The sequence below is a fragment of the Porphyromonas sp. genome (assembly GCF_030529325.1).
GTDB lineage: Bacteria > Bacteroidota > Bacteroidia > Bacteroidales > Porphyromonadaceae > Porphyromonas_A.
The window spans coordinates 17,140-33,190 of record NZ_JAUMXC010000020.1 but is presented as its reverse complement, the minus strand read 5'-3'; the positions used below and the strand labels follow the sequence as shown (position 1 = coordinate 33,190).

13 protein-coding genes are annotated in these 16,051 nt (G+C 48.0%); 5 read left to right on the top strand and 8 right to left on the bottom strand.

Features of this window, described 5'->3' with window-relative positions; genetic code table 11:
- Positions 1-84: 84 nt before the first annotated feature.
- The 6 genes from Q4A14_RS04815 to Q4A14_RS04790 all read right to left on the bottom strand — a co-directional run bounded on the left by Q4A14_RS04815 (position 85) and on the right by Q4A14_RS04790 (position 6,106).
- Positions 85-471, bottom strand: coding sequence for a VOC family protein (locus Q4A14_RS04815; protein ID WP_303170344.1), 387 nt, complete (start codon positions 469-471; stop codon positions 85-87).
- Positions 472-671: 200 nt separating this feature from the next.
- Positions 672-983 carry a DUF4286 family protein gene (locus tag Q4A14_RS04810; protein WP_303170342.1) on the bottom strand — a complete coding sequence of 104 codons (312 nt, stop codon included), beginning with the start codon at positions 981-983 and terminating at the stop codon, positions 672-674.
- A gap of 4 nt (positions 984-987) precedes the next feature.
- A complete protein-coding gene (locus Q4A14_RS04805) occupies positions 988-1,851 on the bottom strand; it encodes an MBL fold metallo-hydrolase (protein ID WP_303170340.1) in 864 nt (287 codons plus the stop codon).
- A gap of 11 nt (positions 1,852-1,862) precedes the next feature.
- Positions 1,863-2,960: an asparaginase gene (locus tag Q4A14_RS04800; RefSeq protein WP_303170338.1), complete on the bottom strand. Its 1,098-nt coding sequence runs from the start codon at positions 2,958-2,960 to the stop codon at positions 1,863-1,865.
- Positions 2,961-3,184: 224 nt separating this feature from the next.
- Positions 3,185-4,882: an MATE family efflux transporter gene (locus Q4A14_RS04795; RefSeq protein WP_303170336.1), complete on the bottom strand. Its 1,698-nt coding sequence runs from the start codon at positions 4,880-4,882 to the stop codon at positions 3,185-3,187.
- Between the two features lie 3 nt (positions 4,883-4,885).
- Positions 4,886-6,106 (bottom strand): S-adenosylmethionine:tRNA ribosyltransferase-isomerase, encoded by a 1,221-nt coding sequence (locus tag Q4A14_RS04790; RefSeq protein WP_303170334.1) that lies wholly within the window; start codon positions 6,104-6,106, stop codon positions 4,886-4,888.
- A gap of 82 nt (positions 6,107-6,188) precedes the next feature.
- Between Q4A14_RS04790 and Q4A14_RS04785 the strand changes: the two genes are divergently transcribed.
- From Q4A14_RS04785 to Q4A14_RS04765, 5 genes are all read left to right on the top strand, one after another.
- The gene (locus Q4A14_RS04785; protein ID WP_303170333.1) at positions 6,189-7,268 is read left to right on the top strand and encodes a DUF2027 domain-containing protein; all 1,080 of its coding nucleotides are present in this window, start codon (positions 6,189-6,191) and stop codon (positions 7,266-7,268) included.
- Positions 7,269-7,276: 8 nt separating this feature from the next.
- Entirely contained in the window at positions 7,277-7,756 is a 480-nt protein-coding gene (locus Q4A14_RS04780) for a CYTH domain-containing protein (RefSeq protein WP_303170331.1), read from the top strand.
- Positions 7,757-7,789: 33 nt separating this feature from the next.
- Complete coding sequence (locus tag Q4A14_RS04775; protein ID WP_303170329.1) at positions 7,790-9,934, top strand: S46 family peptidase; 2,145 nt, start codon at positions 7,790-7,792, stop codon at positions 9,932-9,934.
- Between the two features lie 160 nt (positions 9,935-10,094).
- On the top strand, positions 10,095-11,855 hold the full coding sequence (locus tag Q4A14_RS04770) for a bifunctional UDP-sugar hydrolase/5'-nucleotidase (RefSeq protein ID WP_303170327.1): 1,761 nt from the start codon (positions 10,095-10,097) through the stop codon (positions 11,853-11,855).
- A 29-nt stretch (positions 11,856-11,884) separates the two neighbouring features.
- Positions 11,885-12,946, top strand: coding sequence for a mannose-1-phosphate guanylyltransferase (locus Q4A14_RS04765; protein ID WP_303170325.1), 1,062 nt, complete (start codon positions 11,885-11,887; stop codon positions 12,944-12,946).
- Positions 12,947-13,140: 194 nt separating this feature from the next.
- On the opposite strand, the gene Q4A14_RS04760 is transcribed toward Q4A14_RS04765, so the two are convergent.
- A complete protein-coding gene (locus Q4A14_RS04760; RefSeq protein ID WP_303170323.1) occupies positions 13,141-14,454 on the bottom strand; it encodes a folylpolyglutamate synthase/dihydrofolate synthase family protein in 1,314 nt (437 codons plus the stop codon).
- 344 nt (positions 14,455-14,798) lie between these two features.
- On the bottom strand, positions 14,799-15,968 hold the full coding sequence (locus Q4A14_RS04755; protein ID WP_303170321.1) for a DUF2807 domain-containing protein: 1,170 nt from the start codon (positions 15,966-15,968) through the stop codon (positions 14,799-14,801).
- Between the last annotated feature and the right edge of the window lie 83 nt (positions 15,969-16,051).

Below are 16,051 nucleotides of genomic sequence, written 5' to 3'. Positions count from 1 at the left end.
CACAAACGAAAATAAATGGGGCTGCGCCAAAAATGAATTTTGACACAGCCCCCTCTTCGCATTTTATTATTGTAAGCAGAGCTGTTACTTCAGTGGCAATATCTCTATCCAATAGCCATCGGGGTCATTGATGAAGTAGAGCCCCATCGACTCATTCTCATAGCATACACACCCCATCTCTTTATGATATGCACGCCAAGCATCATAGTCTCCGGGCACACGCATACAGAGGTGAAACTCCAAATCTCCGAGATTGTATTGTTCAGAGCGGTCACGCAACCATGTGAGCTCCAAGGTAAAATGAGTCTCTCCATCCCCAAGATATACAAGGATGAATGAGCCATCTGAAGCTTCCTTACGACGCACTTCCTTGAGTCCGAGAGCTTTTTCGTAGAAGGCCAAACTCTTTTCCAAATCAAGGACATTGAAATTGAAGTGATCAAATCTTGATCTGATGTTGGTTATATCCATAGTCTTTTTATATACTTGATTATTATTGTAATTGTGTAGGGAAAATATCCTTCGCTATTAACTTTCAACAAAGGTAGAAAAAAGGTTGTCTAACTTGATGCGTCAAGTTAGACAACTTCATTCATCAAGTTAGACACATCGATTTCGAGGGTTGTGCATTCGCCTCCTAAGCTTTTCAGCAGTGCAAAACCCTTATCCGATTACTCCAACACCTCCATGACCACCGAAAAAGGCATTACCCTCTGAGAATAAGCTTCCATGATGCGACGCAGTACAGGGTCGCGTTGTTCATCAAATGAAGAGAGTTTCTCCAAGTCATCACACTCAAACTGTAATGCGTAGGCTACCATATCCTCATCGCCCATACCGGTGTGTATTCGCAAAAGTTTAGGAGAGTGCCAATGCTCATATGTACTCCATGTCGGCACAAGTTCCTTGCGGAGATAGTCGAGCACTTCTTCACTGATCTGACGGGTGCAATGTATGGTGACATTGTATCTGAACGTTCCCATGGTTCTAAAATTTTTCGATTTCGAGTTCAAAAAGCGGTGATGCCGTCGATCTTCCGAGAACATGCAACTGCAGATCCTTTCCGACACGGATACCTTCGTTGAAGAGCCTGTTTTCCATCGTCTTGTATGCCAGATCCGGATGATTGTTGTGCTTGCTGAGATGACAGAGCGCCAAAAATTTGAGCTCCATGTGATAGTTCTCTGCGATGAAGTTGGCGGCATCCTTGTTGCTGATATGCCCTTCCCCTCCGGTGATACGTAGCTTTAAGAACTCGGGATAGTTGCCCCCTGAGAGCATCTCAGGATCATAGTTGGACTCGAAGACGAGGAAGTTACTCCTGCTGACTGCCGCGCGGATCTCTTCATTGATATGTCCTATATCTGTAATGAGAGAGAAGACTCCTGCTGATGTCGTTATGCTATAACCCACGTTTTGGCAGGCATCGTGCGGAACTTCGAATGTAAGAATCTCCATGTCTCTAATCGTCATCTGGACTCCCACCTCGATCACATTGATATATGGGGTCAGATCCTCCGCAATGTATCTGCTATTGATGAGGACTTTTGCTACTTCCGGGCTGGCAAAGACAGGGATATTGTATTTCGTCGCAAGGAGTCCCACACTACGGACATGATCGGCATGATCGTGAGTAACAAAAATACCCGAGATCTCCCGCATGGATATGGAGAGACTTTTGAGTCTTTGGAGAATGGTCCTTGGTGCGACTCCTGCGTCAATAAGTATGCGAGTACCCTTGTGCGACAGATAGTAACAATTACCACTGCTGCCACTACCGAGACTGGCAAACCTCAGCATCTCATCCCCTTCGGTATCTGCAAACAAGCTTTGAGAGTGGATATAACTCATCTGTGTCCCTATCAGTCAAAGAGGCAGACTGCTCCGCAGCAGTCATCTTGGTTGTAATCAGCCGTAAATTCTCCCCTGAGACAGGTCTCCATGAGTCGTTTCACCTCATCGAGAGATCTTCCGCTGCCAAGTAGCATCATCAATTTTGCAACTGCACTCTCAGGAGTACTATCATAGCCACTCAACACTCCAGCATCAACAAGTTTTATACCGGTCTCATAGCGCTTCATCTCCACGTTGCCGACCATACACTGGGTAACATTGACAACCACGATACCTCTGTCGGTTGCATCTTTAAGGGCATTGAGAAACCACGGAGAACAAGGAGCATTACCACTGCCAAATGTCTCCATGACAACGCCCTTGAGTCCCTCCGTATTGAGGATGCTGGTCACCACGGCTTCGGACATACCGGGGAATATCTTAAATATCACGACATTACTGTCGTATGAGGTCTGGACTTTGAGCGCCTTACCTTCTGTGGGAGGAGCAATCCTTACCTTACGATTGTAGTGGATGTTGATCCCCACACTGGCGAGCGGAGGATAATTGGGCGAAGAAAATGCGCTGAACTGATCAGCAGAGATTTTGGTACAGCGGTTGCCTCTGAGCAGAAGGCTATCGAAGAGGACACATACCTCATTGACATAAGGTCTCCCTTCAGCATCTCGTGCCGCAGCTATCTCGATTGCGGTGATCAGATTCTCCTTACCGTCTGTACGGAGTTGTCCGATAGGCAATTGAGAACCTGTGAGCACGACGGGCTTGGAGAGATTTTCCAGCATAAAGCTAAGTCCTGATGCTGTAAATGCCATGGTATCCGTACCGTGTAGGATCACGAATCCGTCATAAGCATCATAGTTATCGCGGATGATCTCGACGATCTTGACCCACGAGTCGGGCCCCATGTCAGAAGAGTCCTTGACAGGATTGAATGAAATAGTATTGATCTTGAAGTTGAATCTCTTGATCTCAGGTACGTGCTCTTCAATATACTTGAAGTCAAAGGCTTCGAGTGCGCCATTGTACGGGTTTTCTATCATACCGATAGTGCCTCCTGTGTATATGATCAGCACTGAGGACTGAGTTGATGTGGTCTTTGCATCCATGAGATGAATAAAGCGTTTTCTCCGAAGTGTAACAAGATATAGGGACAAATCTCGATGCCTTTCCATGCCCACACAAAGGCAAAACATCGCAGATGATGAGTCCTAATCGTAGATATTATTTGGGTACAAAAATAATCATTATCCCTGACTATTTTGTCTATCAAGCATATAAGAAAACTGAATTAGCTATACTCAAGACTCGGAGATAATGGTATATGGCAGGGTCAGTTTGAAGATTGGTGCAATCGATCGTAACCTATCCGGAAATAGTTTTGGTTGAAGTCTTTGGATCGGAGGACGATACCATCACACACTACCACGTCTATATCAAGGGCGACATTGGAGGAAGTGCGATCTCTTCCCATGAGAGTTTCAAGAGCCTTGGCAGTAGCACTTAGCTCATCAGGAGTAGCACTATCACGAAGGCGCATCACCGTATTGGCATAGACCTTATCCGACTTTCCTGTGGCATCCGGGATCATATAAAAGTCGCAAATCTCACCACCCTTCCATGTTTTGAGCAAGAGTTGTCGGATGTTTTCCAAATGATCAGGTACGGTATTATCCGTCCCGATAGAAAGGTAATACTCCCTCTTGAAGTCTTTACCTACCCCCTCAATACCTCGAGCAAAAAAACTTTGGAGTACCCCTCGTACCGCAAGATAAGCAAGAAAAGCTGACCAAAGGGCGTGATTGGGATCTTCTGTCGTCAAGGTAAAAAACAGTATAAAAAAGACAGCTACTGCAGCAACCATACTCCACAGCATCTCTCTTGTTGCCGTGAGTCCGATATAGATCCCGTCCCAAAGGAAAGCAAGAAAACCGGCAATAGGCACAAGGCAGACCCAAATCATATAGGGCTGCGCATGCGTGATGAGTTCGGACTTGTCGGTAAGGAAGCGAAGAAAGACATTGCCTCCCCCAACATACAAGGCCGTGGCAACGATAGTGATACCCACACCCCACCACATGAGATAGCGTATCACACGACGCAAGAGCTCTCTGTCCTGACTTCCATAATATAGACCGACAAGAGCCTCAGCGGCATAAGCAAAGCCATCGGTGAAGTATGAGAAGATCGTGAAGAACTGCAACAAAAGTGTATTCGTGGAGAGAGTCAAGCCGCCAAATTGTGTCCCGGCATAAGTAAAAAATCCGGTGACGATGATAAGCAGGAGGGTACGCAGGAATATATCTGCATTGGTCTTGAAAAACCTCCCAAGGCCGACAGTGAGGTCTCCAAATCTGTTGGGTAATACAGCCTTACCCTTCTTCAGATACAGGACATAAGCACCTATGCCCAACATCACAACTCCCACGTAGTGTGCAACAAGAGTTCCCGTCGCAATACCCTGGATATCCCAACGTGCAACCAAAACGAGGTAGGCGCTGATGGCAATGTTCAGGACATTGGTCGTGAGGCTGACCACCATCGGCAACCATGTGTTTTGCATACCGATGATCCAACCATTGAGAGCATAAGTCATCAGTACGGCCGGTGCTGCCATAACGACGATGTAAAAATACTTGTGGCTATAAGAAATAAGAGGAGCTTCAGGAGACAAGAGTGCCATGACACCGGACAAGAGCGGAGTCTGAAAGAGAAGTATGAGCAGGCCGAAGGTCAGCCCTATCATAAGAGACTGCATGAGGAGGCGTCCGATGAGTTGGCGATCACCGGCCCCATTAGCTTGGGCTGTCATACCTGTGGTTCCCATACGAAGGAAAGCAAAGTTCCAATATATGAGATTGAAGATGGTTGTGGCGATGGCAATCCCTCCGATAGCATCTACATCATTGAGACGTCCGGCAAGTGCAAGATCGGCTATCCCGAGTAGAGGGACAGTGATATTGCTCAGTATATTGGGGATAGCAAGCGTCAATATCCTTCGATTGAGACATTTGCTCGAGTTGTTGCTCATATTTTAGAGGGGTTTACGGAATAGAAGAGAACTGTCGCCATAACTCAAAAAGCGATATCCACTTGCAAGGGCATGATCATAGATCTGTCTCCAACCTTCACCGACAAAAGCCGCTATAAGTAGCAAGAGAGTACTATGAGGCTGATGAAAATTGGTAACAAGCATATCAACAAGTCTGAACTGAAAACCGGGGACAATGATGATACGTGTAGCTCCCACAAGGTTTTCTTCACGAGAGGACTCCAAGTGATCGATGATGGCTGTAAGAGCCTCAGCAGTAGTGTAGTCATAGCCTCTTTCATATGGCTCCCATTGCTCTACTTCATAGGGGTTGTCTCGTCCCTCAAGGATGTGCACACCTATATAGTAAAGGCTCTCAAGCGTACGGGTTGAGGTAGTACCCACCGACATGATGTGTCCTAAAGACTCTCTGAGAGACTTAAGAGTAGCAAGAGGGATGACTATGGCTTCGGTATGCATCGTATGGCTGCCCATGGTTTCAGACTTCACCGGCCGGAAGGTCCCTGCCCCGACATGAAGCGTCACACGAGTAGAGTCGACACCTTTACTTTTGAGCGACTCCATGACCTCCGGAGTGAAGTGGAGTCCTGCAGTGGGCGCAGCGACAGATCCCTGAACTCGAGCAAAAAGGGTCTGATAAGTAGTCAGATCGGACTCCTCCGTATGTCGGTTGAGGTATGGAGGGATGGGTAACTCTCCATAGCCTTCGAGGATTATCCCAAAAGTTTCACCTCCTGTCCAAGATAGCGCGATAGACTGACCCTCCGGAGAAGGCTGCCCCACCTTGGTTGCCGTAAGACTGACCTCTCGACCATCAGGCAAATTGAATGTAGAAGTAATGTCTTCCTCTTTCCACTTTTTGGCATTGCCCACAAGACAGTGCCACACGCAGCGATTTGTTTCTTCAAACACCGTCTCATATACAGATGGTGCTACGGGATCAAGGAGAAATATCTCAATACGTCCCCCGGTAGCCTTAAAAAACTCCAGTCTCGCCCTTATGACTTTTGTATCATTGAAGACCATGAGCGTGCCCGCTGGCACAGCATCGGCAATATCTTTGAATTGGCGATCCTCAATCTTGCCTTCGGAATATATGAGTAGCTTGGACTCGTCTCGGCGACTTAGAGGGTATTTCGCAATTCTTTCATCCGGAAGAGTATAGGTAAATGCCTCAATCTTTGTATTTTTGTAATTCTGCATATAAGTTTTCCTCAGTGGCTTTGTATTTAACTGCAAAATTAGTGAACTTTGAGGGAAGAGAGAAACGTACAAGAGTTTTAGTATGAGCAACAAAGATATAAAGATAGGAGACAGAGTCAGGTTTTTGAACACAACGGGAGGCGGTATAGTCAAGTCCATATCTCGTGATGGAGTTGTGGAGGTTGAGGATGAGTCAGGATTTGATATCCCTGTCCTTGCGTCCGAAATCGTTGTGGTGACAGCCGGGAGCACGATCGTTCCCAAGCCTGAAATACACCGAAAAGAAACAACCCCGGAACCCGTAACCGTCAAGCAACCCGAATCACCAAAGAAAGTCGAGGTGAGAGAAAGACCGACCGACACGGGGCATGAGGCGATCAATGCCGTTCTTGCCTATTTACCATCCGATCCTGAGGCTGTGGGAGAAGGCGACTACGAAGCCTACATCGTCAATGACAGCAACTATGACCTTTATGTCCATTACATGATCAGCGATGGAGGAGACTGGAGGCTGATGTTTTCAGGAGTAGTACCGTTCGACAGTTCCGAATTCATAGAGTCTTTCCCTCCGAGTGGATTGGCAGCTCGCAACAGGATAAAAGCACAGATCATGGCTTTCAAAGACCGGGACTCCTTTGTTGCCAAACCCATGTTTGAAGCAAATATCCGCATCACGGGGTTGCGCTTCTTCAAGACTAATGCTTTTGTCCCCAACGATTACTTTGATGACGGTGCCATCATATTCCCTCTCGTGGAAGATGACAGATCCGTGCAAGGCAAAAAGATCGATGCCAAGAAGTTGGAACAGGAGATGATGAAGGCCAAGACCACGAATCAAACAACAAATCCCAAACCATCACCCAAAAGTTCCAAACAACGAGAAGTCATTGTGGAAGACCTTCATATCCATGAACTGATCGACTCTACCGCCGGTATGGATAATAAGGCGATGTTAGAGATACAGTTGGAACACGTCCGCAAGGTCATGCAACAATATAGCAATGACAAGAAGCGTCATATCGTATTTATCCATGGCAAAGGCGAAGGCGTGCTTCGCAAAGCCGTCATGGATCTGATCAAGAGAGAGTATCCTAAGGCTCAGATGCAGGATGCATCATTCCAAGAATATGGCTTCGGAGCTACCGAAGTTATCGTTTATTGAAAAGAACCATGGGAGTAGAGATAGAAAGGAAATACCTCATCAAGCCCAGTGCGACCTTACCTCCACCTGAACGCATCCTTACGATCAAGCAGGGTTATATTCGGAAAAATGCCGGAGTGAGTGTGCGTATCCGTATCAGCAATGACAAGGGATACATCACGATCAAGGGGTCTAAAGGGTCAGGTCGCTTATCCCGCCTCGAATATGAGTATGAGATCCCACTTCAGGATGCAGAGGAACTTCTATCCATGTGTAGTGACGGTGTCATCTCCAAAAATCGCTACCATATACGACATGAGGGGATGCTGTGGGAAGTAGACTACTTTGAGGGAGACAATGCCGGGCTCGTTCTTGCCGAGGTCGAGTTACCTACCGAGTCTGCGACTGTCGCTATTCCCGACTGGATCGATGAGGAAATTACAGGTAGAGAAGAGTACTACAACAGCTACCTCTCCCAGCACCCATTCAAAACTTGGGACAACAAGTAAAAGCATAAATACTTAATCACACAATAAGAGAATATGAAGACTTACAAGAAAATCTGCGCAGCACTGCTTACAGCATTACTCTGCGTACCTTCTCTCAAAGCTGACGAGGGGATGTGGCTTCTGCCATACCTCAAACAGCAAAACATCAAGCGCATGCAAGAAATGGGGCTTACCCTTTCGGCCGAACAGATCTACAATCCGGGCCAAGGCTCCGTCATAGATGCGGTTGTTCACTTTGACGGTGGATGTACCGGAGAACTCATCTCTTCTCAAGGACTTCTGCTCACCAACCACCACTGTGGCTACGATCAGATACGTGAGCACTCTACCGTAACCAACAATTTTCTCCGAGATGGTTTCTATGCTCCTACAATGAAAGATGAGCTTCCCAATCCCGGCTTGGTTGTGACATTTATCGATGAGATAGTAGATGTCACAGACTATGTCAATGCTTATCTCAAAAAAGCAAAATGCAACGATCCTATGGAGTACTTGTCTCGAGACTATCTCACCAAGGTCGCCAATGCTTGGTACAAGAAAAACAGAGGTAAAAAACCCGGTTATATCGTGCTTGACCTCGCACCATTTTATGAAGGCAACAAGTTCATCTTGTCTATAAGCAAGGAGTATTCTGACGTTCGTCTCGTGGCTGCTCCACCATCTTCGATCGGCTCTTACGGAGCAGATACAGACAACTGGGTCTGGCCTCGTCACTCCGGAGACTTCTGTGTCTTCCGTATCTATACCGACAAGGACGGTAAGCCTGCCAAGTATGATCCCAACAACGTACCGATGAGACCTAAGTTCCACTTCAAGGTCAATTCAGGTGGTCTCAACGAAGATGACTTCGTAATGATCATGGGTTATCCCGGACGTACCAATCACTTCTACACCGCAGCTGAGGTCGCAGAGCGTCGCGATATCGACAACACCGTACGTATCGATATGCGTAAGGTACGCCAAGAGACGATGCTTGCTGAGATGAGAGCTGACGAAGCAGTCAATATCCAATACGCATCGAAGTACGCAAGATCGACAAACGCATATAAAAATGCAATCGGCTCCAACTGGGCTATACGCAAGATGGACTTCGAGGGCATGAAGAAGGATCAGCAGGCCAAGCTCACCAAGTATGCGACAGAAAACAACAAGCCCGAGTACATCGAAGCGATGAAAAAAATCGAAGAGATGGTCGCTCAGAGAGCAGATTTTCGCAAGCAAGTATGGATGATCGATGAGGGTCTCCTACGTGCCGTAGAGTCGGTAGGCGCTCCTGTCCTTGACGAAAAGACATTCAACGAACTTAAATCAAACGCTGACAAGCGCACCAAGTTCATCAATGAAAAGTACCTCACTTACTTCAATAAAGACTACAACAAGGAAGTAGACCGCAAAGTCACAAAAGCCATGTTGACAGCCTTTATCAATGGCACAGCACCTGAAAATCTTCCTGCTGTCCTCCGCGGAGTAAAGGATATCAACGGTTTTGTAAACAATCTCCTCGACAAGACTATCTATAGAGATGCTTCTGTGCTGGAGTCTGCAATCATCAATGGTGATTATGCAAGTTACGATGCCGATCCGGTGGTACGCCTATCCAAAGATGTGCACGCTCTACACGCAGATGTCAAGGGCAAGGTTGCAGGTTTTGACCGCGAATTTGCCCGAGTACGCAAGACTTATGTCAAAGGAATCATGGAGATGGAAGGTGAAATGAACGTATGGCCGGATGCCAACTCCACGGTTCGTTACACATTCGGAAAGCTCAAAGGCTACATCCCAAGGGACAATGTCTACTATGGTTTCCAGACCACTATGGAAGGGGTGATGGAAAAGGAAGATCCGACCAATCCCGAATACACCCTCAGTCCAAAACTCAAAGATATCTACAACCGCAAGGACTTCGGCTCTTATGCTCTTGCCAACGGAAAGATGCCCGTAGATATCTGTGCTACGACTCACACTACCGGTGGCAACTCCGGCAGCCCTGTCATCGATAAGTATGGCAATCTCGTCGGTCTCAACTTCGACCGCAACTGGGAAGGTGTAGGTGGAGACATCAACTACCTTGCCGACTATCAACGCAGTATCATCTGTGATGTACGCTATGTACTGCTCATCCTCGACAAATACTTGGGTGCTCAACGTCTCATCGACGAGATGGACATTGCGAAATAACGCCTCAGGTCCCATAACGATGTAAAAAATAATCTCTCCCGAAGCAGTCAAGAGGCTTTCCTCTACTGCTTCGGAGAGTTTTTTCTTTCTTGATGATAAAGAGCCGTTTCAGCCCTTTACCATCGATACTTACCAACCGTATTATATCCATCACAGCCGTATGAATTTCCGCTTTCGTCATATCCTTTGGGCACTGACTTTCGTCACACTGTTTGTATCCTGTCAGTCCCGCTCAAAGACAGGTGTTGTCATCGTAGACATCTTCCACACCACTGACCTGCACGGCAATGTCTTTCCCCACGATTTCATCAACGATGTCGAGGGCAAGGGTAGCTACGCACGCATTGCTTCTTATGTCAAAGCATACAGACAGAGCTCCGGCAATATGCTCTTGCTCGATGCCGGAGACATCTTGCAGGGGCAACCCACAGCATATTATTACAACTTCATCGACACCTCGTCCAAGCATCTCATGGCCGAAGTCTTGAATCAGCTCGACTACAATGCCATCACAGTGGGCAATCACGATATTGAGACCGGGCACGATGTCTATGATCGTTGGGTAAAGGAGCTTTCGGCTCCTGTCCTTGGTGCCAACGTCATCGATGTGGCACGCAGTGAAGGACAAGAGACTCCGGTACCATACTTTGTTCCCTATACAATGATCACCAAGGCAGGGAAGAAATTTGCAATCCTCGGACTCACGACACCTGCAGTTCCCAACTTCTTGCCCGAAGTCCTATGGTCCGGGATGAGATTTGATGACATCGTCGAGACAGCACGCAGATACATGCCCGAAATACAAGCTGCCCAACCTGATTATATCATCGCCCTTGTCCACTCGGGTATAGGTGAGAAGACAGACTCTGTCAGATATCTTGCCGAAGATGCGGGTTATGCTCTGGCAAGTCAGGTAGCAGGGATAGATCTCGTGCTCCTTGGCCATGATCACCGCAGCTATGTAGACTCTGTGGTACACGAAAGCGGTCGCAAGACATATATCCTCAATCCTGCCAACAACGGTCACAATCTCTCACGTACCACAGTCACATTCAAGACGGATGCCGATGGCAACAATATCGTCGAGAGCACTCCATCTATCATAAATCTTGATAAGTACATCCCCGACGGCAAGTTCATCAAAGATCTGACCCCTCAGTACAACACCGTCAGACGCTTCGTTGCCGAACGCATCGGAGCAACCACTGCGGACATCTCCTCGCGCTCGTCATTCATGGGACCCTCCACCTTTGTTGATCTCGTACATCAGGTGCAACTTTCACTCTTTGAAGACGCTGACATGTCTCTGAGTGCACCCCTCATTTTTGATACCAAGATCACCACCGGAGACATTACGATGAGTGACCTTTTCAAGCTTTACAAGTTCGAAAACATGGCTTACCTCATGCGTCTCACAGGACAGGAAATCAAGGACCTGCTCGAGGAATCCTACGACAGATGGATACTGACGATGAAGTCTGCGGATGACAAGTTGTTGCGCCTTTCGACAGCACCCGATGCAGGGTTCAAGTTTGAAAAACCTTTCTTCAACTTTGACTCAGCTTGTGGGGTGATGTACACTGTCGATGTGACCAAGCCCAAGGGCGAGCGCATCAAGCTCACGACATTGAGAGACGGTCGGACTTTTGATCCCTCTGCAGAGTACAAGGTTGTTGTCAATTCGTATCGAGGAAACGGTGGCGGTGCACTTCTCACCGAAGGCTCAGGCATACCTCACTCCGAACTCACGTCACGGATTGTACGCGCTACAGAAAAGGACTTGAGGTATTATCTCATGGAGTATCTCAAAATCCACAATCCGATCACGCCTCAGATCATTTCTCAATGGTCATTTGAGCCTGCGGAGTGGACACGCCCTGCGCTCAAACGTGACAGCGTCCTCTTATTCAAAGCACAGTAATAGACAATCCTCCTTTTTTACGGCATATAATGAAAAAACTAAATACCTACTGCATTGTCATGGCCGGCGGTATCGGATCCCGATTCTGGCCTATGAGCCGTCAAGACAAGCCCAAGCAGTTTTTGGATATTCTCGGCACGGGACTTACCATGTTGCAGTCAACCGGCCACCGGTTTGAGTCCATCGTGGCATCGGAACGCTTCTTCATTGTCACGGGCGAACAGTTCGGCAACGAAGTGATGAAGCAACTCCACGCACTCCCACCAAGCAACATCCTCACCGAGCCGGAGCGACGGAACACTGCCCCTTGTATAGCTTATGCAGCATACAAGATATACGCATCCGATCCAGATGCCATCATGGTGGTGACGCCCTCAGATCATCACATAGGGGATGTAGAGGCGTTCAGACGCACGCTCCTCGAAGGTATCGAATATGTGGCGGAGCACGAAGTGCTGCTGACGATAGGGATCACACCGACGTTTCCGGCAACGAGTTACGGCTATATCGAACAAAGTGAAGAGGCCATCTCTACTGGCAAAGGTCCTATCGTCCGCTTCAAGGAAAAACCTCAAAAAGAGGAAGCCGAAGCTCTCCTTGCTTCGGGCAAATATGTCTGGAACTCAGGGATGTTTATATGGAAAGTGCGAGATATCGTTGCGGCTCTTGAGACTTACCTCCCCGAGGTGGCAGCCCTCTTTGCGGAGATCAAGACCTACAACACTTCGAGCGAACGCGCCGATGTCGCTCAAGCCTTTATGCAGTCCAAGTCGATCTCCATCGACTATGGTGTGATGGAAAAGGCAGACAATGTCCATGTCATCTCGGGAGAGTTTGGCTGGGATGATATAGGCACTTGGGAGTCTCTCTACCGGCATGTCTCCACGCAGGATAAAGGGGACAATCCCAACCATAAACTTGAGGGCTGTCCCAACACCCTCATCCGCACACAGAATCCAAACAAAAAAGTCATTGTGTCCGGACTCGACAACTATGTCATCGTAGACATGGACGATGTCCTTGTCATCGCCCCGAAGTCCGACGAAACCGCACTTCATGACCTGCTCAACAAACACTCCAAAGACTTATGACTATGGCAAAGAAAGGCAGTACATTCAAGAAGAGTTTCCTACTCATCTGGATACTCTCGATGATCAGCGTCCTGATTTCGTATCTCGCAGGAGAAAAGAAAAAATAAGTAACACAGCTACGCAATAAAAAAGTCCGTCGGGAAAATATCCGACGGACTTTTTTATTGTTATTCTTTACCTCGAATGCTCGGGAGTCAGAACTGTCGCACCGACAGAAGTTCGCCGATCACAAAGTTGCTTCCACCTATAAACAAGGTCGGAATACCCTTATCCCTACAACGAGCTACAGCCACATCATAAGCATCGGCAATATCCGAAATCACATCGCAGTCTGTAAACCCTTCGCCTTTCATCGTATCACAGAGCTTTTCCGCAGGCATGGAGCGCTCTCCCTTGGCTTTGCAACAGATATAGTGCGTATTGTCTCGAGGCAGGAGACTCAGGACCTCTGAGACATCTTTGTCCCCTGCCATACCGAGGACACACAAGAGAGGAGCATTGTCAGCCCATTTGCGGAGTTGTTCGGAGAGATAGACCCATGCACCGGGGTTGTGACCGGTATCGAGGACGATGCGAGGCGAAGCCTCCCTGACCACCTGCAGGCGCCCACGGAGACCTGTCTTTGCCACCTCTTCGATACCTCTTCGAACGGCTTCGGGTGAGAGGTCAAAGCCCGACTCAATGAGTCGAAGGCAGGCGCAGAGGACTGTTGCGGTATTTTCTACCTGATACAGACCTCCGAGGGGTTGATGTACCTTGCCGAAATGCTTGGTCTCAAAGGACTGAGTACCATCCTCATGTTGGTATACCTCGGTGATCTCACCACTTCTGTCGGCCACGGTGAGAGGTGCCGAGAGTGTTTCGGCTGTCTTGTGTACAACTTCATAGACTTCTCTCTCCTTGCTTCGGCCGAGGACGACCGGAGTACCAGCCTTGATGATACCCGCTTTTTCCATGGCTATCGCTTCGAGCGTACCTCCAAGGTACGCAGCATGATCGATGCTCACATTGGTAATCACGGACAAGAGGGGAGAGAGGACATTGGTGCTGTCCAAGCGACCGCCCATACCCACCTCTATCACAGCGACATCCACACCTTGTCCGGCAAAGTAACTGAATGCCATGGCCGTCGTGAGTTCAAAAAACGAGGGATTGAGCCCGGGAGGGATACGAGGACGTATATCATCCACAAAGTCGATGACAAAATCCTCTGTGATCATCTCTCCATCGATACGGATGCGCTCTCTGAAGTCAATAAGATGAGGGGAAGTGAAGAGACCGACCCTAAGACCCGCACTTTGCAAGATCGAGGCCAGCATATGGGATGTCGATCCCTTGCCGTTGGTGCCGGCAATGTGGATGGTCTTTAGTTTTTTGTGAGGATTGTCACAAAGGCTGAGAAGTTGTTCGACACGTTCAAGTCCGGGCTTGTAGGCACTGCCTCCTTGGTGTTGAAAGACAGGGAGAGAGTTGAATAGATAGTCTATGGTTGCCTCGTATTTTGTCATAATCTTGTTTCTGTTGCTTGAGAGAGGTAAAGAAAGGCTTTCACAATATCCTTTCGGCTACAAAGATACGACTTTTCGGTGCGCATGATCGGTGATCGGTATAGAAATGATAAAAGAGAAACGGCAGAGAAATGAGTCGGAAAAGAAAGGTTGCAAAATGAGATGGTGAACCTCCGAAATCAAGTTAGACAACCTTTGATGACAAGTTAGACAACCTTCGATCACAAGTTAGACAACCTTTTTTGGGGGGAGCTTCCTGCTCATACAAAAACAGCCCCGACACTTCTTTGTCATGAAGTGTCGGGGCTGTCGGTGATTGAACTCCTACCTGTGGGAGAAGTATGTTACTTGCGACCGACCTTACCTCCGCCGGATTGTTCAAGAGACCTATGACGTGGATTCCCGATATAATCCAGTTTTCCTGACGAACTCACATCGGCATTGAGAGACTCGGTGGCATGCACAACGGCTTTGGCGGAAGAGGAAACATCGATATCGACGGCTCTGGAGATAAATCTCTCTGCATCGAGTTTGGATGATCCCGAGACCTCTGCTTCGAAGCGATCGCAACGACCTGATAAGCTGACTTTTGATGCACCGGAAACTTCAACATCGGCCTTGCCGAAGATACCATTGAGTTTGAGAGAACTTGATCCGGAGACTTCGATGTCTGCATGATGTGCAAAGCATGAGCCGACAAACGATGAAGAACCGATAACTTTGATTTTGACTTCTTCTGCCCCCTCTCCTTGCCGTGAAACAAGTGGCATCTCGAGGTGAGCCGAACCCATCACATTGACCTTACCCGGGCTTTGGGCAGCGACATAGGCTTTGGATGCCCCTCCCACCTCCATATCGGCACGGTAAGCCATCAACTGTTTGCCATCAAAGAGAGAGGCGCCCCAAATACCGAGCAAGAGTTCTGAACATTCCCCCTCAATGACAAATTTGGAGGCTCCGGACTGATTCACTTTGAGCACCCCGCTATTACCCTTGATCCGCGCATGACTTGCACCATTGAGCTTGACATCGGCATTGTTGCAGTGTACCTCTCCGACGAACGTAGATGCACCCGACATATCGAGATCAAACATAGTGACGCGCATGATGGTCTCGGAGATGACCTTGGATGCCGACGACAACCGTAGCTCTGACAGCATGTTCGGATCGGAGGTATAAAGGGTACCGGTGAGTCTGCCTCTGAACTTATTGCCCCAAAAGCTCTTGTGCCCACGGATACGCAATTCGAGTCCTTTTGTCGTCACAACGACCTTCCGCAGGAGTTTTTTTGGCCCTTGGATCGTAAGATAATCCCTATCGGAAGCCACGACTCTGAGATCGAGAGGAAATGCCACCTCGAGAGTAAAGAGCGGATCATCCAATCGCTGCTCGATAGTCTCATCGCCTTGGGTGGTAGCGACCATGCGTGGTTGCATCTGTACGGCATAGGTGACGGAAGTAAAAACAATGGCAAAGAAGAGTCCCAATAGCAGGAACAAGTGTTTTCGTTTCATATTTGTGCTTGATGATTGGTATTTTTATACATCCACTAAGGTAATGTTTTTCCGGTACACAAAGGCATAAAATAGTTATCTTT